The 19,652-nt window shown below is 71.7% G+C and carries 17 protein-coding genes; 10 read left to right on the top strand and 7 right to left on the bottom strand.

The window, feature by feature from the left end; genetic code table 11:
• Positions 1 to 37 precede the first annotated feature (37 nt).
• Together C1C97_RS07505 and uhpT are read left to right on the top strand one after the other, a co-directional pair.
• A complete protein-coding gene (locus tag C1C97_RS07505) occupies positions 38 to 1,372 on the top strand; it encodes a glycosyltransferase 87 family protein (RefSeq protein ID WP_121031446.1) in 1,335 nt (444 codons plus the stop codon).
• A 147-nt stretch (positions 1,373 to 1,519) separates the two neighbouring features.
• Positions 1,520 to 2,944 carry a hexose-6-phosphate:phosphate antiporter gene (uhpT, locus tag C1C97_RS07500; RefSeq protein ID WP_121030975.1) on the top strand — a complete coding sequence of 475 codons (1,425 nt, stop codon included), beginning with the start codon at positions 1,520 to 1,522 and terminating at the stop codon, positions 2,942 to 2,944.
• 179 nt (positions 2,945 to 3,123) lie between these two features.
• Here uhpT and C1C97_RS07495 read toward each other — a convergent pair whose 3' ends face one another.
• Entirely contained in the window at positions 3,124 to 4,371 is a 1,248-nt protein-coding gene (locus tag C1C97_RS07495) for a hypothetical protein (RefSeq protein WP_121030973.1), read from the bottom strand.
• Positions 4,372 to 4,597: 226 nt separating this feature from the next.
• Here C1C97_RS07495 and C1C97_RS07490 point away from each other — a divergent pair, with 226 nt between their 5' ends.
• The 6 genes from C1C97_RS07490 (at position 4,598) to C1C97_RS07465 (ending at position 11,384) form a co-directional block, all read left to right on the top strand.
• On the top strand, positions 4,598 to 5,155 hold the full coding sequence (locus C1C97_RS07490; RefSeq protein WP_158591138.1) for an RBBP9/YdeN family alpha/beta hydrolase: 558 nt from the start codon (positions 4,598 to 4,600) through the stop codon (positions 5,153 to 5,155).
• 107 nt (positions 5,156 to 5,262) lie between these two features.
• The gene (locus tag C1C97_RS07485) at positions 5,263 to 6,546 is read left to right on the top strand and encodes an MFS transporter (RefSeq protein ID WP_121030969.1); all 1,284 of its coding nucleotides are present in this window, start codon (positions 5,263 to 5,265) and stop codon (positions 6,544 to 6,546) included.
• 214 nt (positions 6,547 to 6,760) lie between these two features.
• Entirely contained in the window at positions 6,761 to 8,083 is a 1,323-nt protein-coding gene (locus tag C1C97_RS07480; RefSeq protein ID WP_110920789.1) for an MATE family efflux transporter, read from the top strand.
• A gap of 187 nt (positions 8,084 to 8,270) precedes the next feature.
• On the top strand, positions 8,271 to 9,266 hold the full coding sequence (locus C1C97_RS07475) for a universal stress protein (RefSeq protein ID WP_121030967.1): 996 nt from the start codon (positions 8,271 to 8,273) through the stop codon (positions 9,264 to 9,266).
• A 49-nt stretch (positions 9,267 to 9,315) separates the two neighbouring features.
• Positions 9,316 to 10,206, top strand: a complete 891-nt coding sequence (locus C1C97_RS07470; RefSeq protein ID WP_121030965.1) for a universal stress protein — start codon at positions 9,316 to 9,318, stop codon at positions 10,204 to 10,206.
• Between the two features lie 182 nt (positions 10,207 to 10,388).
• Entirely contained in the window at positions 10,389 to 11,384 is a 996-nt protein-coding gene (locus tag C1C97_RS07465; RefSeq protein WP_233542806.1) for a TPM domain-containing protein, read from the top strand.
• A 118-nt stretch (positions 11,385 to 11,502) separates the two neighbouring features.
• Here C1C97_RS07465 and C1C97_RS07460 read toward each other — a convergent pair whose 3' ends face one another.
• The 6 genes from C1C97_RS07460 to pdxS form a co-directional block, all read right to left on the bottom strand.
• Positions 11,503 to 12,240 carry an amino acid ABC transporter ATP-binding protein gene (locus C1C97_RS07460; protein WP_121030961.1) on the bottom strand — a complete coding sequence of 246 codons (738 nt, stop codon included), beginning with the start codon at positions 12,238 to 12,240 and terminating at the stop codon, positions 11,503 to 11,505.
• Positions 12,233 to 12,907, bottom strand: a complete 675-nt coding sequence (locus tag C1C97_RS07455; RefSeq protein ID WP_121030959.1) for an amino acid ABC transporter permease — start codon at positions 12,905 to 12,907, stop codon at positions 12,233 to 12,235. Before C1C97_RS07455 ends, C1C97_RS07460 begins: the two co-directional genes overlap by 8 nt.
• Positions 12,904 to 13,755 carry an amino acid ABC transporter substrate-binding protein gene (locus tag C1C97_RS07450; RefSeq protein WP_110920822.1) on the bottom strand — a complete coding sequence of 284 codons (852 nt, stop codon included), beginning with the start codon at positions 13,753 to 13,755 and terminating at the stop codon, positions 12,904 to 12,906. The genes C1C97_RS07455 and C1C97_RS07450 overlap by 4 nt, the downstream gene beginning before the upstream one ends.
• Before the next feature lie 16 nt (positions 13,756 to 13,771).
• Positions 13,772 to 14,905, bottom strand: a complete 1,134-nt coding sequence (locus C1C97_RS07445) for a trans-sulfuration enzyme family protein (RefSeq protein ID WP_121030957.1) — start codon at positions 14,903 to 14,905, stop codon at positions 13,772 to 13,774.
• Between the two features lie 59 nt (positions 14,906 to 14,964).
• A complete protein-coding gene (gene pdxT / locus C1C97_RS07440; protein ID WP_267897594.1) occupies positions 14,965 to 15,603 on the bottom strand; it encodes a pyridoxal 5'-phosphate synthase glutaminase subunit PdxT in 639 nt (212 codons plus the stop codon).
• A 173-nt stretch (positions 15,604 to 15,776) separates the two neighbouring features.
• A complete protein-coding gene (gene pdxS, locus C1C97_RS07435; RefSeq protein WP_110920820.1) occupies positions 15,777 to 16,706 on the bottom strand; it encodes a pyridoxal 5'-phosphate synthase lyase subunit PdxS in 930 nt (309 codons plus the stop codon).
• Positions 16,707 to 16,857: 151 nt separating this feature from the next.
• Between pdxS and C1C97_RS07430 the strand changes: the two genes are divergently transcribed.
• Both C1C97_RS07430 and pdxR read left to right on the top strand, forming a co-directional pair.
• Positions 16,858 to 18,030, top strand: coding sequence for an ATP-binding protein (locus tag C1C97_RS07430; protein ID WP_121030955.1), 1,173 nt, complete (start codon positions 16,858 to 16,860; stop codon positions 18,028 to 18,030).
• Positions 18,027 to 19,631 (top strand): MocR-like pyridoxine biosynthesis transcription factor PdxR, encoded by a 1,605-nt coding sequence (pdxR, locus tag C1C97_RS07425; RefSeq protein WP_121030953.1) that lies wholly within the window; start codon positions 18,027 to 18,029, stop codon positions 19,629 to 19,631. Before C1C97_RS07430 ends, pdxR begins: the two co-directional genes overlap by 4 nt.
• Positions 19,632 to 19,652: the final 21 nt, after the last annotated feature.

Here is a 19,652-nt window from a genome sequence, read left to right as displayed (position 1 = left end):
TCACGACGCCGCGCGCCGTCCCGCGCGCGAGCGGCTGATGCGACCGGCCGCCGTGTGGTGCGGCTTCGCCGTGGTGCACGTCTACTTCCTGTGCTGGATGGCCTCGTTCTTCCTGCACGGGTGGGCGTTCAGCGACACCGAGCAGTACCGCGAGTGGGCCATGGCCGGGTACAACGCCCCCGCCGAGGGCTCCGTGAGCCCGTGGGTGTACCCCGTGCTGGCCCAGGTGTTCATCTTCCTGCCGCGGATCGCGGGCCACGACCTCTACCTCCTGGCCTGGACCCTGATGATCACCGCACTGGACGCGGTGGCCATGTGGTTCCTGCTGCACCGCGCCCACCGTCCCGCGCGGGGCGAGCTGCCGGGGCTGGTCGGGGAGGCCCCCCGGGACGACGCCGCGGCGTGGGCCTCCGGGGCCCCGGACCCCCACGGCAGCTCGGCCGTGCAGAGCCGCCGGCGCTCCGCCGTGGTGGCCGGCTGGTGGTGGGTGGTCTTCACCGTGTTCATGGGGTACCTGAGCTTCGCCCGGGTGGAGGGCGTGGCCGCGCCCATCGTGTTCATCGGACTGCTGTACGCGGTGCGCCACCCCGTGGTGGGCGCGGCGCTGCTGAGCGCCGCCACCTGGATCAAGGTGTGGCCCGCGGCCGCGGTCCTGGCCATGGTGATCGCCCTGCGGCAGCGGGTGCGCATCGTGGTGACGGGCCTGGTGGTGAGTGCCGCCGTGGTCGCCGGTGTGCTCGTGCTGGGCGGAATCGGGAGGATCGCGGACTTCGCCCTGAACCAGGGCTCCCGCGGGATGCAGCTGGAGGCCACGTTCTCCACGCCGTGGGTGTGGGCGGCCGTGCTGGGGATCGCCGACTCGAGGATCGCGGACAACACCGCGATCAACTCCACCGAGGTCTACGGGCCCGGAGTGGAGGTCATGGCCTCCCTCATGCAGCCGCTGCTGCTCGTGGCGGTGCTGGTCTCGGCCGCCCTGCTGGTCCGCGCCCTGCGCCGCGGTGCCGACCGCGGGCGGCTGGTGTACGCGGGGTCCCTGCTGCTGACCGGCGTGCTGATCGTCTTCAACAAGGTGGGCTCCCCGCAGTTCATGGTCTGGCTGGCCCCCGTGATCATGGTGGGGCTGCTGCACGACCGCGTCCGCTGGCGCACCCCCGCGCTGCTGCTCCTGGGGATCGCTGCCACCACGTTCGTGATCTACCCGCTGTTCTACACGCCGCTGATCCACGCCAACCCGGTCATGGCGGCGGTGCTGACCGCCCGGAACCTGCTGCTGGCGGCGCTGCTGGTGTGGACCGTGCGCCGGATCTGGCGCCTGGGCAGCCGGGCCGCCGTGGACGCCGCAGACCTGGGGCGGACCACCGTCTCCTGACCTGGCGGGGTGTACCCCCGCTCATACCCGCCCTCCGCCGCGCCATACCCCGGCGTGGCCTGAGCCCATTGGCCCTTTCCTGGGAGATTGCGGAGTATATTCCGAGTCATCGCAGCAACTGCGCATCAAGGGGGATGTGAGAACGCCATGGCCAATTTCTTCGCACTCGACAGGAAGCCCAATGTGGGTATTCCGCTGAGCGTGCAGCGGAAACTCTGGCTGAAACAGTTCCTCAAGGCGTTCTTTGTTGTGTTCTTGACGTACATGGCCATGTACCTCATCCGGAACAACTTCAAGGCCGCGCAGCCCATGCTCAAGGAGCAGATGGGTCTGAGCACCCTTGAACTGGGCTACATCGGCCTGGCGTTCAGCATCACGTACGGCCTGGGCAAGACCCTTCTGGGGTACTTCATCGACGGGAAGAACACGAAGCGCATCATCAGCTTCCTGATGGTGTGCGCATCCCTCTCCGTGCTGCTCATGGGAATCTTCCTGAGCGCCTTCGGCTCCGTGATCGGCGTGTTCATCGTCCTGTGGGGGCTCAACGGCGTGTTCCAGTCGGTGGGCGGCCCGGCCTCCTATTCCACGATCTCCCGGTGGGCGCCGCGCGCCAAGCGGGGCCGCTACCTCGGGTTCTGGAACGCGTCCCACAACATCGGCGGCGCGCTGGCGGGCGGGGTGGCCCTGTGGGGCGCCAACACGTTCTTCGGCGGGAACGTGGTGGGCATGTTCCTCTTCCCGGCCGTGATCGGTCTGGCCATCGGGCTCATCGGCCTGTTCATCGGCAAGGACGACCCCGAGGAGCTCGGCTGGAACCGCAGCGAGGAGATCTTCGGGGAGGCCATCGAGGAGGAGAACACGAAGGCCGAGTCCATGACCCAGTGGGAGATCTTCCGCTCCTACATCCTGCGCAACCCGTGGATCTGGATCCTGTGCGTGGCCAATGTGTTCGTCTACATCGTGCGGATCGGCATCGACAACTGGGCCCCGCTCTACGTGACCGAGCAGCTGCACTTCGACGCCGGGGACGCCGTCAACACCATCTTCTACTTCGAGATCGGCGCGCTGATCGCCAGCCTGCTGTGGGGCTACATTTCCGACCTGCTCAAGGGGCGCCGCGCGGTGGTGGCCCTGGGCTGCATGGTGCTCATCATCTTTGCGGTGGGAATGTACAAGAACGCCACGAGCGTGCCCATGGTCAACATCGCACTCTTCCTGCTGGGCGCGCTGATCTTCGGCCCGCAGCTGCTGATCGGTGTGTCCCTGGTGGGCTTTGTCCCCAAGCGGGCGATCTCCGTGGCCAACGGCATGACCGGCACCTTCGCCTACCTCTTCGGCGACTCCATGGCCAAGGTGGGTCTGGCGGCCATCGCGGACCCGGAGAGCTCGGGGCTGAACCTGTTCGGGATGACCCTCCACGGGTGGCCCGCCGTGTTCACGGTCTTCTACCTGGCCCTGGCCTGCGGCATCACCCTTCTGGCCGTCGTCGCATTCGGCGAGGAGCGGCGGATCCGCACGCTGCAGGCCGCGGAGCGTGAGGGCAAGCGGGTGGCCCCCACCGAGAGCGTGTGAGCCCGCCCGCCGCCCGCGTGCCGATCGAGGGCGTCAGACCAGTCCAGGGCCACCGGCACGAACGCCGCCCCCGCGGGCCCGTCCAGCACGAACGTGAGGGTGCTCCTCCACCGGTGGTGCACGGGTTCTCCGTTCTCGGCAGCGTCGCGGCCGAGTCTCCGGCGCGGCCGGTGAGCGGGCTACGAACCGTCCCCGCGGCGCCGCAACCGGTCCATCGCATACCCCAGCAGGGAGGGGGCTTCCTCCGGTTCACGGGCCTCGGCGTTGCGCAGCCGGTCCGCGCGCTTGTCGCGGTGGCGCTGCAGATGGTCCTCGTAGCGCTTCTGGTTGAGCCGCTGCTGGTGCTGCTCCGCGGCCTCGGCCTGCGGGTCGGCGTCGAAGGCGTCCCGCTGCTCGGCGGCCTCCACCAGGGAGATCGGCGCGGTGGCGTCCGTGTCCACGCGTTCTGCGGCCACCACGCGCGGCAGGCGGCGGCGGACGGCCTCGCGCTCCGCCCGTTCGGCCAGCCGACGCTGGGCCCTGCTCTGCCCGCGCGGGTCCGCGTAGCGGTCGCGGATCTGCTCGATCACGGGCAGCTCGTCCGTGGTCTCGTAGTGGTCCTCCGGCTCGTCCCAGTCCGCCCGGTACGACGACGCCGCCCGCTCCCGTCCGCGCGGGACCGGCGCCGCGGCGTCGTCGTCCGTGATGTGGGAGACCCGGGGCTCGGCATCGCGTTCGAAGCGGTCCTTCCACAGCGGGGTGACCCGGGGGACGGGACCGGTGTCCACCACGGTCTCCGCGGGGGCTTCCCACCAGGTGGTGGTGAACGCCCGGTGGCTGCGCCAGCCGCGGAACAGCTTCCACGCGAGGTAGCCGACGCCCAGCAGCAGGACCATGGCGGGTTCGGCGTACCCGGTGGAGTAGTACACCGTGGCCACGAGCAGCGCCAGGATGCCCACGGCCGGCGGGGCCAGGGCCACCGCGGACTGCACGGGCAGCAGGCCCAGCAGGTCACGGGTGTAGCGGCTGTCGTGGCGGCGTCCGTGCAGCGTGTGGGCGCGGATCCTCACCCCCGGCGGCGTGTGCTCGGAGATCTTCTGGACGGTCACGGGGGGTTCGTCCGGCAGCTCGGGGTCGAGGAGAACGGTGCGGGCCCGTCCGGCGGCCAGTGCGGTGCGGTGGGTGGCGCCGAACCCGGCGAAGAGGAGGTACGCCCCCATGGTGATCAGCACGAAGGGCACCAGCACCGCGATCACCAGGGTGACCGCGCGCCAGAACCATGCGACGTCGCCGGCCGGGAAGTTGCGGAACTGCAGGGGTCCGTGCGTGAACCACAGCAGAGCCGCGCCCGCCAGCAATGCACCTGCGCCGTTGCGCACGGCGTGCACGCGCAACCGCGGCCAGCCGCGGGCGGACCGCGCGGCCCGGCGTTGTTCGCGTGTGCGCATGGCTGCTCCTGGGATCCCGGGGAAGTGGGGGTGGTCTCAGGGTAGGCGGTGGAGGGGACGCGGTGGGGATCCGCTACCGGGATGTTCCCGCGGTGCACCCGAGCGGGCGGGAACGCACGCGGGGGTCCCGGTGGCTGCTGGCCCGGGGCGGCGTAGTCTGACTGTCCACGGCGCGGCCCACCGGCACCGGGCGCCGCCGGTCCCGACCCGATGGGAGAGCAGCCCCATGACCACCATCGTGATGTCCCCGGGATACACGGGATCCGAGCCGGGGCACTGGCAGTCCGTCCTGGAGGCGTCCCGGCCGGACGTGGTCAGGGTCCAGCAGCGGTCCTGGGAGCACGTGGACCGGCAGGAGTGGATCGCGGGGGTCCAGCGGGCCCTGGACACGATTCCCGCGGACGAGCGCATCATCATGGTGGGCCACAGCTGCGGCTCCGTGGCCCTGGCGCAGTGGGCGCACGAGCACCCGCGGGACGAGCGGGTGGCCGCCTTCGTCCTGGTCACCCCCGCGGACGTGGACCGCCCGGACCGCCGCCCGGAGATCGCCGAGCAGCGCCCCCTGCCCCACGGCCCCCTTCCCTACCCCACCCACCTGGTCACCAGTGACGACGACCCGTTCCTCAGTCCCTCCCGGGCCGAGGAGCTGGCGGGCGACTGGGCCGTGGACCGGCACACCGTGGTGTCACGGGGAGGGCACCTGGCCACGGACGACGGCCGCGGCCGGTGGCCCTGGATGGAGGACCTGGTGGACTCCCTGGTGCAGCGGGTCTCCCGGGAGTGACCGCCCCCGCCCCGTTGCCGGTGGTTCGTGCCCGGGGCGGACGGGCCCCGGAAGTGGCCGTCGGTTGCCGGGGTTCTCGTCCCCACCGCGCACCCTAGGATCAACCCGTGGCCCGTTTCCTCCTCGACATCGCCCCCGCGCGCGAGATCCCCGCCTTCCGGCGGCTGTGGTTGGGTTCCACCCTGTCCATGCTGGGCAGCCAGTTCACGGTGATCGCCATCAGCCTGGAGGTCTTCGAGCTCACGCACTCCACGTTCGCGGTGGGTCTGGTGGGGGTCTTCGCGCTCGTGCCACTGATCGTCGCGGGGCTCTACGGCGGGTCCATCGGGGACGCCCACGACCGCCGACTGGCCGGGCTGTGGACCACCGTGGGGCTGTTCGCCATGACCGTGGCGCTCGCGGCGCACGCGTGGCTGGACATTCGCAGCATCGGCGTGCTGTACGCCATCGTGGCCCTGCACTCGTTCGCGCAGGGGCTCAACCAGCCCGTGCGCGGGGCGATCGTCCCTCGGGTGGTGCCCACCCGTCAACTGCCCGCGGCCAACGCGCTGTTCCAGCTCACCATGGGCTCGTGCCTGATGGTGGGTCCGCTGCTCGGCGCGTTCACCGTGGCGGGTCTGGGCTTCCGGTGGGCCTACACGCTGGATGCGCTGAGCTTCGCCGTGAGCCTGTGGGCCATGTACAAGCTGCCGCCCCTGCCTCCGCAACCGGGGGAGGGCGGCACCACCAGCAGGGCGGGTCTGCGCTCCGTGGTCGAGGGCTTCCGCTTCCTGGCCACCCGCCCCAACCTGCGCATGACCTTCCTGCTGGACCTCGCCGCCATGGTCTTCGCGATGCCGCGCGTGCTGTTCCCCGTGCTGGGCGCCGTGGTCCTGGGCGGCGACCAGCTCACGGTGGGGTTGCTCACGGCGGCGCTGGCCGCCGGTTCCGTGCTCGCGGGGATCTTCTCAGGAACATTCATACGCATCAATCACCACGGCCGGGCCTGCGCCGCCGCGGTGGCGGGGTGGGCCGTGTGCATCATGGCGTTCGGCGTGGTGGTGCTGCTCGCCTCCCACGGCTGGGCCGCCAGTACCGCGTGGCCGCTGACGGTGTCCTGCGCCGTGCTCGTGGCGGCCGGGGTCATGGACTCGGTCTCGATGCTCTTCCGCACCACCATCCTGCAGGCCGCCACCCCGGACGCACTGCGCAGCCGGCTGCAGGGCATCTTCATCGTGGTGGTCGCCGGCGGACCCCGCCTGGGCGACGCCGTCCTGGGCACCGGTGGCCAGCTGCTCGGCCCCGGGTGGGCGGCCCTGGGCGGGGCGGCCCTCTGCCTGGTGCTCACGCTGGTCCTCGTGCGCGCCTTCCCGGGCTTCCTGCGCTACGACGCCCGCGACCCGCAGCCCTGAACCGTCCCCGGACGACGCCGCCCGCTCGCCCCGCGGACGCGTACATCCCGATGGCAGCCCCTACCCTGGAGCCGTGTCCCCCTCCCACGCGAACCGCTCCGATCCGGCCGACGCCGCCGGCCACGACCCATCGGGTGCCCATGCCTCAGCCGCCCCCCGCGGTGATGACGGCCCGGCGGTCCCCGCCGGTCCGCCCCCATCACGGGGCCCGAGCCTGAACCGGCAGATCCTGGTGCTCGCCGTCCCCGCGTTCGGGGCGCTGATCGCGGAGCCGCTGTTCCTGCTCGCGGACTCCGCGATCATCGGGCACCTGGGCACCGCGCAGCTCGCGGGGGTGGGGATCGCCTCCACCGTGGTGCAGACCGTGGTGGGACTCATGGTCTTCCTGGCCTACAGCACCACCCCGGCGGTGGCCCGTCACCTCGGCGCCGGGCGGCTCGCGGAGGCCCTGCGCGTGGGCCGGGACGGGCTCTGGACCGCCGCGGGCCTGGGCGTGGTCCTCGCCGCGGTGGGGGCGGTCGTGATGCGCCCCCTGCTGCGTGCGATGGGCGCCCACGGCGAGGTCCTGGACCACGCGACGTCGTACGCGCTGTGGTCCCTGCCCGGACTCGTGGCCATGCTGGTGGTGCTCGCCGCCGTGGGCGTGCTGCGCGGTCTGCAGGACACCACCACGCCGCTGGTGGTGGCGGGTGTGGGCGCCGCGGTGAACGCCGGACTGAACGTGGCGCTCGTCTACGGCGCGCACCTGGGAGTGGCGGGCGCGGCGATCGGCACCAGCATCACGCAGTGGGCCATGGCCCTGACCTATCTGCTGCTGCTGGGGCGCCGGTTCCGCGCGCAGGGCGTGGGGCCGGCGACGTCGTGGGGCGGCATCCGCACCCACCTCACCGTGGGCTCGTGGCTCATGCTGCGCACCCTGTCCCTGCGCGTGGCGATCCTGCTCACCGTGGTGGTGGCCACCGCGCAGGGCGCGGAGAACCTCGCGGCGTACCAGCTGACCATGACCATCTTCAACTTCCTGGCCTTCGCGCTGGACGCCCTCGCCATTGCCGCGCAGGCACTGCTCGGCAAGGAGCTGGGCGCCCGGGACCTGAGCCGGCAGGAGGACCGGGACGCGGTGCGGCTGCTCATGCGGCGGCTGCTGCGCTGGGGACTGGGCTTCGGGGTGGTCACCGGCCTGCTGGTGGGCATGCTGGGACCGCGGCTGGGTTTCCTCTTCACCGGTTCCCAGGACGTCCAGGGGCTGTTCGGGATCTCCCTGCTGGTGGTGGCCGTGGGACAGCCGGTTGCCGCGTTCGTCTTCGTGCTGGACGGCGTGCTGATCGGCGCCGGGGACGCGCGCTACCTGGCCGTGGCCGGGGTGGTCAACCTGGTGGTGTACCTCCCGCTGCTGTGGGCGGTCGCGCAGTGGGGCGGCTCCGGAGCGGCCGGAGCCGTGTGGCTGTGGCTCGCCTACGCCGCGGGCTACACGGGGGCACGCGCCGCCACGCTGGGGTGGCGCATCCGGGGGCAGCGGTGGATGTTCGCGATGGCGTGATGCCCAGCCGGTCCCGGGGGCACGCGGGCGCGCGCCGACCGCCCCGCGCCGTGCCGCAGCCGGTTCGGGGACCGTGCCGGACCCGGGCGGTGTCGCCGGGTGACGGATGCCCGCCGGGCGCCCGGAACGTGCGGTCACACGTGTGGTGAACCGGGCCGTTCCCGGTCCGCGGGACTATTCTTAGGGCATGAACAAAGACGTTCTGAACCCCTCGTCCACCGCTCCCGTCCTGGTCGGCATCGACGGTTCGGAGATCGCCCTCCGTGCCCTCGACCGAGCCCTCGCGGAAGCCCGCGCCCGCAACGTTCCCGTGCGCCTGGTCAGCGCCTACCCCGTGGCCATCGTGGGGGACCCCGGCCTGGAGGCGCGCTTCCGCGAAGCCGTCACGCAGGAGTGCGAGAGCAACCTCATGGCCGCCGTGGAGCACGCCCGGGAAACGGCCTCGGACGTGGAGCTCGACACGATCACCGCGGAGGGCGACGCCGCCCGCGCCGTCCTGCGCGCCGCCAGGGATGCCTGCCTGGTGGTCATGGGCAAGCGCGGCAGGGGCGGTGCGCTGCGCGGCCGGCTCGGCTCGGTGTCCGCCGCCGTGGCCGCCCACAGCCCGGTGCCCGTGGTCGTGGTCCCGCCCGGTGAGCACCAGGACGGCGCGGACCAGGAGCAGGCCCGCACCGAGGCCCGTCAGGCGCAGGACGTCCAGCTCACGGACGGTCAGGGCAGCGGCGAGCGCCGGGCCCTCGCCTCCGAGACGGACTTCTCCGGAACCGTGGTGGTGGGCGTGGACGCCGCCGGGGACGAGAACCCCGCGGTGGCCCAGGCCATCGAGTACGCCACCGCTCACGGCCTCGGGCTGAGCCTGGTGTCCGTGAACGGTGCGCTGTCCGGGACCCCGGAGTGGTTCCAGGACCAGTACAACCAGACCTACTACTTCGAGGAGTCCCTCAAGAAGCTCTCGGAGCTCGCGCGCAGCATCGCGCAGCGGGCGCCCGAGGTGCGGGTGGCGGACCACGCGTTCCTGGGCCGCCCCGGGCGGGTGCTCGTGCAGGCCACCCGGACCGCGGACCTCGTGGTGGTGGGTTCCCGCGGCATCGGGGGCTTCACCGGGCTGCTGCTGGGCTCCGTGTCCCAGGCCGTGCTGGCCGGGGCCGCCGGGCCCGTGATGGTGGTCCCCAGCGGCCGCTGACCGCTCCCCGAGCACACCTTCCCAACCGAGACGAAACAGGTGCACAGACATGACACAGAACATCGTGGTGGCGTACGACGGCTCCGAGCACAGCGAGCGCGCCCTGGACTGGGCGATCACCGAGTCGCTGGAACGGCAGGCCCCGCTGAAGATCGTGCTCTCCACGGGGCGTCAGACCGGTCTGGACCAGTCTTTCTACGGCGCGTTCGCGGAGGCGTTGCAGGAGGAGTCCGAGCGGCTCGCGAAGCACGCCGTGGAGAAGGCGAGGACCGCCGGTGTGAAGGCACAGGGGATCATCGAGCGCGGTGACGCCGCCGGTGTGGTCGTGTTCGAGTCCAAGGACGCCGCCCTGGTGGTCATGGGCAAGCGCGGCCACCACGGGGTGCGGGGCCGGGTGGGCTCCGTCTCCGCGGCCGTGGCCTCCCACTCGCACGTTCCGGTGGTGATCCTCCCCGAGGGCTGGAATCCGCAGGAGCGCGAGTCCCGGCCGGAGAGCGAGAGCTTCGCCGGGTGCGTGGTCGTGGGTGTGGACAAGCTCGGCACCAGGAACGCGGCGGTCCCGCTGGCCGCCCGCTACGCCACCGAGCACGGGCTCCGGCTCGCCGTGGTGAGCGTGGTCCCCACCACCAGCTACCTGCCCATGAACTCCTACGAGCTGGAGCGCGCGGTCCAGGAGCAGCTGAAGGCTCCGGCCAAGGAGCTCACGGAGACCGTGGCCCAGGAGCTGCGCGGTGACTTCCCGCAGCTGGAGATCATCACCCGAGTGCTGGACGGCCGCCCCGCCGACGCACTGGTGGACGCCTCCCGCACCGCGGAGCTCATGGTCATGGGCACGCGCGGCTACGGCGGCTTCCGCGGTCTGCTGATGGGCTCGGTGTCCCAGGCCGTGCTCGCGGACACGGAGTCCCCCGTGATGGTGGTCCCCACCGGGCGCAGCTGACGCCGACGACGCCGCACGGCACCGTCCCGCGGGCCGGTTCCCCCTTCCCGGGGAACCGGCCCGCGGCGTGTGCGCGGACGCCGCGCCGAGGGACGCGGGGGTGTGCTGCATGCCACCGCACGCACGTAGCCTGGATGGCAGGAAGCGGCGCGCCGCGCCGACGTCGAGACCGGGAGGCTCCCGTGACTGACCAGAAGACCGCACGCCCGCTGCTGCCGCGGCTGCTGCTGACCGGGGCCCTGAGTGCCGTGCTCGTGGCGGGCTCGGCACTGCCCGCCCAGGCGCTGGACGTTCCACCCCGGCCCAGCGAGGGAGCGGTGCAGGACCAGGCGGACCTGTTGAGCACGCAGGAGGAGGCGGACCTCAACCGCCTGATCGGGCAGAAGAACAAGGACAACGAGTACATCCGCGCCGCCGTGCTCACCGTGAACGACACCCAGGGCGAGAGCATCGAGGACTACTCCCGCAAGGTCGCCACGGACTGGGGCGTGGGGGACGACGGCCGGAACAACGGCGTGCTGGTGGTGGCGGACATGGGCGAGCGCGAGCTGCGCATCGAAGTGGCGGACGGTGCCCGGGAGGTGCTCTCCGACGGCGATGCCGAGTCCATCATGAAGGACGAGCTCCAGCCCGGTTTCAAGAACGAGCACTACGCGGAGGCCTTCACGGACACCCTCACCGAGGTCTACGACCAGGCCAACCCCCAGGCCGCGGCGGAGCGGGAGGCCCGGAGCACCACGATCATGGGGGTGATCTTCGGCCTCGTGGGACTGGGCGCCGTGGTGGGCGGCTTTCTCGCGTGGCGCCGCAGCCGCCGGACGAAGAAGATCCGCGAGCAGGCGGACCGGGAGATCGAGCAGTTCCAGCGCGAGCACCCGGAGGAGAGCATCACCGAGGGCATGCGCCGCGCCTACCACCGCTACCGGCAGCAGAACCCCGAGGCCCCGGGGCTCAATGCGACCCCCGGGAAAGCGAAGGACAAGGACGGCGTGGAGCGCGAGATCCAGTACGCGCCCACGTTCCAGTCCTGGTTGCCGCTGTACGTGATGTACCCGTCCCTCTACAGCGGGGCGTCACACGCCTCGAGCTCGTCCGGCTCCAGCTACGGCGGGGGCGCGTCCAGCTCGTTCGGCGGGGGCGGCGGCTTCAGCGGCGGCGGGGCGTCCGGGAGCTTCTGAGGCACCCTGCGACCCGCCAGCTCATCGACGACGCTTCCGCGGTGCGTGCTGCTCGTGCCACGGCCGGCGCCACAGCTGGGCCCTGTTCGACACCCCGGCTGACGTCCCGGGCGCGGGTTCAGACGGCGTCGAAGACGTTGAGGTAGCGCCGGATCCGCTCGCTCTCGGACGCGAAGAAGTCCTCCGGGGTGCCGTCGAAACCGATCCCGCCGTCCGCGAGGAACACGATGCGGTCCGCGACCCGGCGGGCGAAGCCGATGTTGTGGGTCACCACCACCAGGGAGCGGCGCTCCCGGGCGAGGTCCACCATGACCCTGATGACCTCGGCCTCCAGCTCGGGGTCCAGGGCGGAGGTGGGCTCGTCGAAGAGCAGGTAGTCGGGCTCCACGGCCAGGGCGCGGGCGATCGCCACGCGCTGCTGCTGACCACCGGAGAGGTTGTCCGGGTACTCCTCCAGCCGGTGACTCATGCCCACCTTCCCCAGCAGCTCCACCGCGCGGGCCCTGGACGCGGCGCGGTCCGCCTTGCCGTTGAGCACCGGGGGCATCGCCACGTTGTCCAGCACGCTCTGGTGGGGGAACAGGTTGTACCCCTGGAAGACCATGGCGGAGCGGCGGCGGATGGCCGAGACCTGCTTGCGGGTGAGCGAGCCGCCGAAGGTCACCGAGTCCCCGTTGATGCTGAGGCACCCGGACTCGGGGATCTCGAGCAGGTTCATGGTGCGCAGCAGGGTGGACTTGCCGGATCCGGAGGGGCCCAGGACCACGGTGGTCTCCCCGTCGTTCAGCGCCAGGGACACCCGCGTCAGGACCGCGGTCCCGCCGAAGCTCTTGGACACGTCGTTCAGCTCAAGCACGGGGGCTCCTGATGTAGCGGTTGGAGGCCCGCTCCAGGCGGGACTGCAGGAAGGACAGGACGGTGAAGATGGCCAGGTAGACCACGGCCACCTCCGCGTAGAGGGCCAGGGGCTGGAAGTTGGTCGCGGCGATCTGGCGGCCCACCTGGAACACGTCCGCCAGGGTGATCACCATGACCAGGGAGGTGCCCTTGACCAGGTCGATCAGGTCGTTGCCCAGCGGGGGGAGCGCGATGCGCAGCGCCTGCGGTGCGATCACGTGGCGGACGGTCTGCCACCCCGTGAAGTTCAGGGTCCGGGCGGCCTCGAGCTGGCCCCGCGGGATGGACTGCACGGAGGCCCGCAGGGTCTCGGCAGCGTACGCGCCGGTGTTCAGGGTGAACGCGATGATCGCGGACGTCCACGCCGAGAGCGTGATGCCCGCGGCGGGCAGACCGTAGAAGATGATGAACAGCTGCACCAGGATCGGCGTGCCGCGGAACAGCCACACGTAGAAGCGGGACACCCACTGCAGCGGGCGGATCCGGCTGAGCCGCATGACGGTGGCGAGCACCGCGACCACCAGGGCCAGGACGAAGGCGATGATGCTCAGCGGAATGGTCACCTTCACGGTGGCCGCCAGCAGCTGGGGAAGGGAATCGGCCCACAGGCTCAGAAAGTCGGTCATGGCTCCGGGGTGAGGTCGGTGGACACGTACTTCTCGTAGATCTTCTTCAGATCTCCGTTGTCCATGTGGGTGGTCAGGGACTTGTCCACGGCCGCACGGAGCCGGGGCTGGTTGCGCGCCATGAGGACCGCCGACTCCGAGGGATCGCCGAGCGGGCCCTCCAGGAGCCGGATCCCGGCGTCGGGGCGCTGGTCGAAGAAGGCCTGGAACGTCACGAAGTCGTTGCCGGTCATGTCTACGCGCCCGAAGGCCACGAGCATCACCGCCTCGTCGAAGCCGGTGACCGGAACCAGCTGGGCGCCCTGCTGGGCCATGGTCTGACCGAAGTTCGACGTCTCGGTCTGGGCGGCGGAGTGTCCGGAGACCTGCTTCACCGAGGTCAGGGGGGAGTCCTTCGCCACCCCCACCCGTCCCTGGGAGACGGCGTAGGGGATGGAGAAGTCGAAGTTCTGCTTGCGCTCCGCGGTGGGGGCGATGTTGTTCAGGACCAGGTCGTAGCGCCCCGCGTCCACACCGGCGATCAGGGAGTCCCACTGGGTTTCCACGTAGGTGGCGCGGACCCCCAGGTCGCGCGCGATGAGGTCCCCGATTTCCTTCTCGAAGCCCACCAGGGCACCGGAGTCGTCGTGGTAGCCGTAGGGCCGGAACGTCCCCTCCATGCCGATGCGCACCTCACCGGCCTCCTGGATCGTCCGCAGCCGGTCCGCCGCGGGGCCGGCCCCGGAGCCGCCCGTGGCTCCGGTCCCGGGCGTCCCGCCGTCGGGAGTGCAGGCGGCCAGCAGCGCGGTCAGTCCCGCCAGCCCGGTGGCGCCCAGGACGGCCCGGCGGCTCGGTCGTTGCAGTTCCACGGCGGGTCCCCGGTGCTCAGGCGGCGTCGAGGGCCTGGGCGAGGTCCGCGAGCAGGTCCTCGACGTCCTCGATGCCCACGGCCACGCGCAGCAGGTTCTCGGTCAGGTGCGCGGTCTCCCGGTCCTCGGGGGAGTATGCCCCGTGGGTCATGGTGGTGGGCAGGCAGATCAGCGACTCGATGCCGCCCAGGCTCACCGCGAACCCGAAGATCTGCAACCGGCCCAGGAAGGCCCGGACGTCCTTGCCGGGGACGAGCTCGAAGGAGAAGAGGCCCCCGGGGCCGTCGGCCTGCCCCTCCTGGATCCGGGCCTCGGCGTCGTCGTACGAACCGGGCACGAGGACACGCGCGACCTCCTCGCGGCCGCGCAGGAACTCCACGATCCGCCGGGCGTTCTCCTGCTGGCGGTCCAGGCGCAGCCCCAGGGTCTTCACCGACTGGATCAGCCGGTAGGAGTCGATGGGGGAGAGCACCCCGCCGGAGACCATCTGGGCCAGGTGCACCTGCTCGGCCAGCTCGTCGTCGTTCGTGCTCACGACGCCGCCCAGCAGGTCCCCGTGCCCGCCCAGGTACTTGGTGGCGGACTGCACGGTGACGTCGGCACCGAGTTCCAGGGGGCGCTGCAGGTACGGGGTGAGGAACGTGTTGTCCACGACCACCTGGGCGCCGTGACGGTGGGCCAGCTCCACGACGCGGCGGATGTCGGTCACCCGCAGCGTGGGGTTGGTCGGGGTCTCCAGGAACACCATGCGGGTGTTCTCGGTGAAGTCCTCGTCGCTGAGCTGGTTGAGGTCGTCGTGGAAGTGCGTGGTCACGCCGCGCTTGGGCAGCTCGATGGTGGCCCAGCGGTAGTTCCCGCCGTACACGGGCAGGCCCATGATGATCGAGTCACCGGAGTGCAGGGTGCCCAGCACGGCGCCCGTGGCGGCCATGCCGGTGGCGAACGCGAAGGAGTGCTGCGCGCCCTCCAGCGCGGCCAGGGTGGTCTCGGCATCGGTGCGGGTGGGGTTGGACCCGCGCTGGTACTCGAACGGGCCCTCCCCGCCCTCGGTGGGCTGCAGGAACGTGGAGGCCGTGTGGATCGGGGGCACCACGGCGCCCAGGGCGACGTCGTGCAGCGCGTGGATGGTGCGAGTGGTGAAGCCGGCCAAGAGATCCTCCGTCGAAGTGGTCAGGGGAGTCCGGTCTACACCGTGTCGCCGGGCGGGCGCTACCCGTGTTGCGTCAGATGTCGCGCCGCGTCATCCAGCAGCAGCCGGTGCAGCGTGGTGTCCCCCATGAGCTCGGGGTGGAAGCTGATGCCCAGGACGTTGCCCTGGCGCACCGCCACCACGGCGTCCCCGTGCTTCGCCAGGACCTCCACGTCCTGGCCGGCCCGTGTGACCTCGGGTGCGCGGATGAACGCGGCCCTGAGGTGGTCGTCGGGGCCCACGACGTCGTTCGCCGGGCCCAGCCACGGCAGGTCCACCTCCGCGGACGCCACCTGCGAGCCGAACGCGTTGCGGTTCACGGTCACGTCCAGCACGCCGAGCGACCGCTGACCGGGCGCCGGGTCCTGGATCCGCGAGGACAGCATGATGAGCCCGGCGCACGTGCCCAGGGTGGGCAGTCCACCGCGGATCGCGTCCCGCAGGGGCTCGAACAGCCCGAAGGTGCGGCACAGCCGGTCCACGGTGGAGGACTCGCCGCCGGGCAGGATGAGGGCGTTGATCCGCGGGTGCCCCGCGGCGTCCACAAGATCCTCGGCCGCACGCACCTTCACGGCGCGGGCGCCCAGGGACTCCACGGCGCGCATGTGCTCGATCACCCCGCCCTGCAGGGCGAGCACGCCCACCACGGGTGTCGTCACGGCCCGATCGGAGTGGGCACCGCTGCGCTGCTCCGGCACGGCGGCGCCGCCGCGGTCGGTGCCCTGAAGGGACGACGACGCCGCACCCCCGGTCCGTGCGCCCGAGGTGGGGAGGGCTGCGGAATCCGGGAGGGCGGCGTCGCCGGGCATGGAGTGCGGTGAGCGGGGCTCGCTCACCAACCGCGCTCCGCGAGACGGTGCGGGGCGGGAAGGTCCGACACGTTGATGCCCACCATGGCCTCGCCGAGACCGCGGGAGGCGTCCGCGATGCGGGCGGGATCGTCGTAGTAGGCGGTGGCGGCCACGATGGCGCGGGCGCGCTCGGCGGGGTTGCCGGATTTGAAGATGCCCGAGCCCACGAACACGCCGTCCGCGCCGAGCTGCATCATCATGGCGGCGTCCGCGGGGGTGGCCACGCCGCCCGCGGTGAACAGCACCACCGGGAGGGAGCCGGTGCGGGCCACCTCGGCCACGAGGTCGTACGGTGCCTGCAGCTCCTTGGCCTTGACGTACAGGGCATCCGGGGCCGCGGCATAGGTGGCCTGCAGCTCCGCGATCTGCGCGCGGATGGTGCGGATGTGCTTGGTGGCCTCGGAGACGTCGCCCGTGCCGGCCTCGCCCTTGGAGCGGATCATGGCCGCGCCCTCGGTGATCCGGCGCAGCGCCTCGCCCAGGTTGGTGGCCCCGCACACGAAGGGGACGTCGAAGCGGTGCTTGTCGATGTGGTTGACGTAGTCCGCCGGCGAAAGCACCTCGGACTCGTCGATGTAATCCACCTTGAGGTGCTGCAGCACCTGGGCCTCCACGAAGTGCCCGATGCGCGCCTTGGCCATCACGGGGATGGAGACGGTCTCGATGATCTGCTCGATCAGATCGGGATCGCTCATGCGGGCCACGCCACCCTGGGAGCGGATGTCCGCGGGCACGCGCTCCAGCGCCATCACGGCCACCGCGCCGGCATCCTCCGCGATCCGGGCCTGCTCCGGGGTGACCACGTCCATGATCACACCGCCCTTGAGCATGTCCGCGAGACCGCGCTTCACCAGGGGCGAGCCGGTCACGGGGGTGGGGTTTTGGGCGAAAGGCTGTGAAGTCTCAGTCATGCGTCCATCCTGGCGGCCCAAGTGGCCCAGGGACAGAGCCATAATTGGCGGGAATGGCTGGTCCAGTCACCTCGTGGGCGTGGTGATGCCGAAAACTAGGAAAATAATGACAAGTATATAAAATTTGCTATACCTGCCTAGAATTTACTGCATGGACCTCGCTGCCAATCCCTACAGTCCCGGATCGGGCCTGCGCCCCAAAGTCCTCAGCGGCCGCAGAGCGGAACTGGAGGCCTTCCACCTCATGATCGCCCGTACCACGTTGCGCCGCCCCAACCGGGGAATGGTCCTCACCGGGCTGCGTGGTGTGGGCAAGACCGTGCTTCTGAATGTTCTCCGGGCCCAGGCGGATCACCACGGCTGGCTCACGGTCCAGTTGGAGGGGCGCCCGGAAGGGCGGGGACGGGAAGAAGTGCGGGACAGGCTCTCCCGTGAGCTCATTGTTGCCGCCCGGCGGCACCATGGGCGTCACCCGGGACCCCGATTCGCGGAAGCCCTGTCCACCATCCAGTCCTTCAGTGTCCCGGTGGGGCCCGGTGGGGTGTCCGCAGGGGTGGATCTGCAGGGTGGGCGGGCCAATTCCGGGCGTCTGGATGTCGACCTGGAAGAACTCGTGGCGGACCTCAGCGAACCCCTCGGGGCTGAGGAGAGTGCCTTCGGACTGTTCATCGACGAGATGCAGGACCTGGATCCGGATCTGATGAGTGCCATCATCACGGTGCAGCACATCGCCGGGCAGCGGGAGTGGCCGTTCTACCTCATCTGCGCTGGACTGCCCAACCTGCCCGCGACCCTCAGCGCCGCACGCAGCTCCGCAGAGCGCCTCTTCGACTACCGGAGCATCGGACCGCTGAGCCGAGAGGCGGCGGGTGATGCCCTGGCCAGACCCGCAAAGGAGGTCGGGGCAGCCTTCGAGCCCGAGGCTCTCGAGGCGCTCGTCTCCGCCACGGGCGGCTACCCCTACTTCATCCAGGAGTTCGGCCAGGCCATGTGGGAGGTGGCCCCATCCACCCCTTTCACCGCCGAAGATGCCGATCTGGCCATTCAGAGGGGGTGGGCGCAGCTGGATGCGGGTTTCTTCCCTGCACGGTGGGGGCGGGCAACTCGCAGGGAGCGCGAGTACATGAGCGCCATGGCGCAGGACGGCGACGGGCCGTCGAGCACCGGCGATCTGGCGGCACGCCTCGGTGTCACCGCCAGCACGCTCGGCCCCACCCGCGCGCAGCTGCTCCACAAGGGCATGATCTACGCTCCTGACCACGGCAAGGTGGCTTTCACCGTGCCTGGTATGGCCGGATACATTGCTCGCCAGTCCGCGGCATGAGACACCCCCGTGACATCGACCTGCCCCTGGCCGTGGACCGCACCTCCGGGGTGCCCCTGGGTGAGCAGCTCGTCCGCCGGGTGCGGGAGCTGGTGGCGTGCGGCGTGCTCCGCCCCGGGGATCCCCTCCCGTCCTCCCGGGCGCTCGCGGGCCGGCTGGGCGTCTCCCGCGGAACGGTGACCGCCGCGTGGGACGTGCTCACCGGGGAGGGCTACCTCGTGGCGGACCGCGGCGCCACGCGGATCACGCCATCCCTGCACCTGGGCCGAGCGCCCGCGCGGGCGACGACGGCGCCCCCGTTCCCCACTACTCCGCTCCCAGCCCGCACGACGCCGCCCCGGTCCCTCCCAGTTCCGCCCCCGTCCCGCGCGACGCCGCTCGGCCGCCCGGGCGCCGCGCGGCGTCCCGGATCTGCTGCAGCACCACCAGAGACCCCGCGTCCGAGCGTGACCACCGGGGGCGGGGGTCGGGTCCTCGACCTGCGCCCGGGTGCGGGTCCCGTCACCGCCCTGGACACCCCCGCCTGGCGCGGTGCGTGGCGGGACGCCGCGGGCGCCACCGCACGGGGGGAGACGGCGGGGGCGTCCCTCCAGGAGCACCTCTCGGCGTACCTGCGGCTCAGCCGCGGCATCGTGCGGGCCCCGGAGGACGTCCTGGTCACGGCCGGCGTCCGGGACGGGCTGCAGCTGGTGCTGCGGGTCCTGGGGGTCGCGCGGCGTCGGACCCTGCGGGTGGCCGTGGAGAACCCCGGGTACCCCGCGCTGCGCCGGGTGGTGGAGGCCACCGGGCACACCGCCCTGCCCGTGGCCGTGGACCACAACGGTCTTGACCCCGCGGCCCTGCCCGCCGGGCGCTGGGGCGGGGTCAGCCGGTGGGACGTGAGCGCACCCCCGGACGTCCTGGTGGTCACCCCCGGCCACCAGTACCCGCTGGGCGGGACCATGCCCGTGAGCCGGCGGGCGGAGCTGCTGGCGTGGGCGCGCGAGCACGGTGCCGTGGTGATCGAGGACGACTACGACTCCGAGCTGCGCCACACCGGCCAGCCCCTGCCGGCTCTCGGCGCACTGGACACCGCCGCGGACACCGTGGTGACCCTCGGCAGCTTCGCCAAGGTCCTGGGGGGCTCCGTGGGCATGGGCCACCTGGTGGCCCCCGCATCCCTCCTGCCGGAGCTGCTCCGCGCGCGGGCGGACCTCGGATCGCCGGTCTCGCTCGTGGCCCAGGACGCCCTCGCCCGGTTCATGGCCGCCGGTGAGTTCCAGCGCCACACCGCCCGCATGCGCCGTTCCTTCCGTCGACGCCGCTCGCTCGTCTCCGAGGCCCTCGCGCACCTTCCCGGGGTGCTCGTGGTGCCGATGGCCGGGGGTGCCCACGCGGTGGTCGAGGTCCCGGACGAGGCCGCCACGGTGGCCCGCGCCCGTGAGCGCGGGGTCCTGGTGAGCGGTCTGCGGGAGTACTGGACCGGTGGGGAAGGGGCGGGGGCCCCGGGACGGCGGGGTGCGGCGTCGTCGCCCGGGGAGGGACTGGTGCTGGGACTCACGGCGCGGGACGAGGACCTCACGCGCGGCACCCGCGTGCTCCGGGACGTGCTGGGGTGCTGAGGGCCGGCGGCGGGCCGGGGA

The sequence above is a fragment of the Kocuria tytonis genome, from assembly GCF_003226895.2.
Lineage (GTDB): Bacteria > Actinomycetota > Actinomycetes > Actinomycetales > Micrococcaceae > Kocuria > Kocuria tytonis.
Note: the sequence above shows the minus strand (reverse complement) of the source record. Positions and strands in the feature narration are given on the sequence as shown.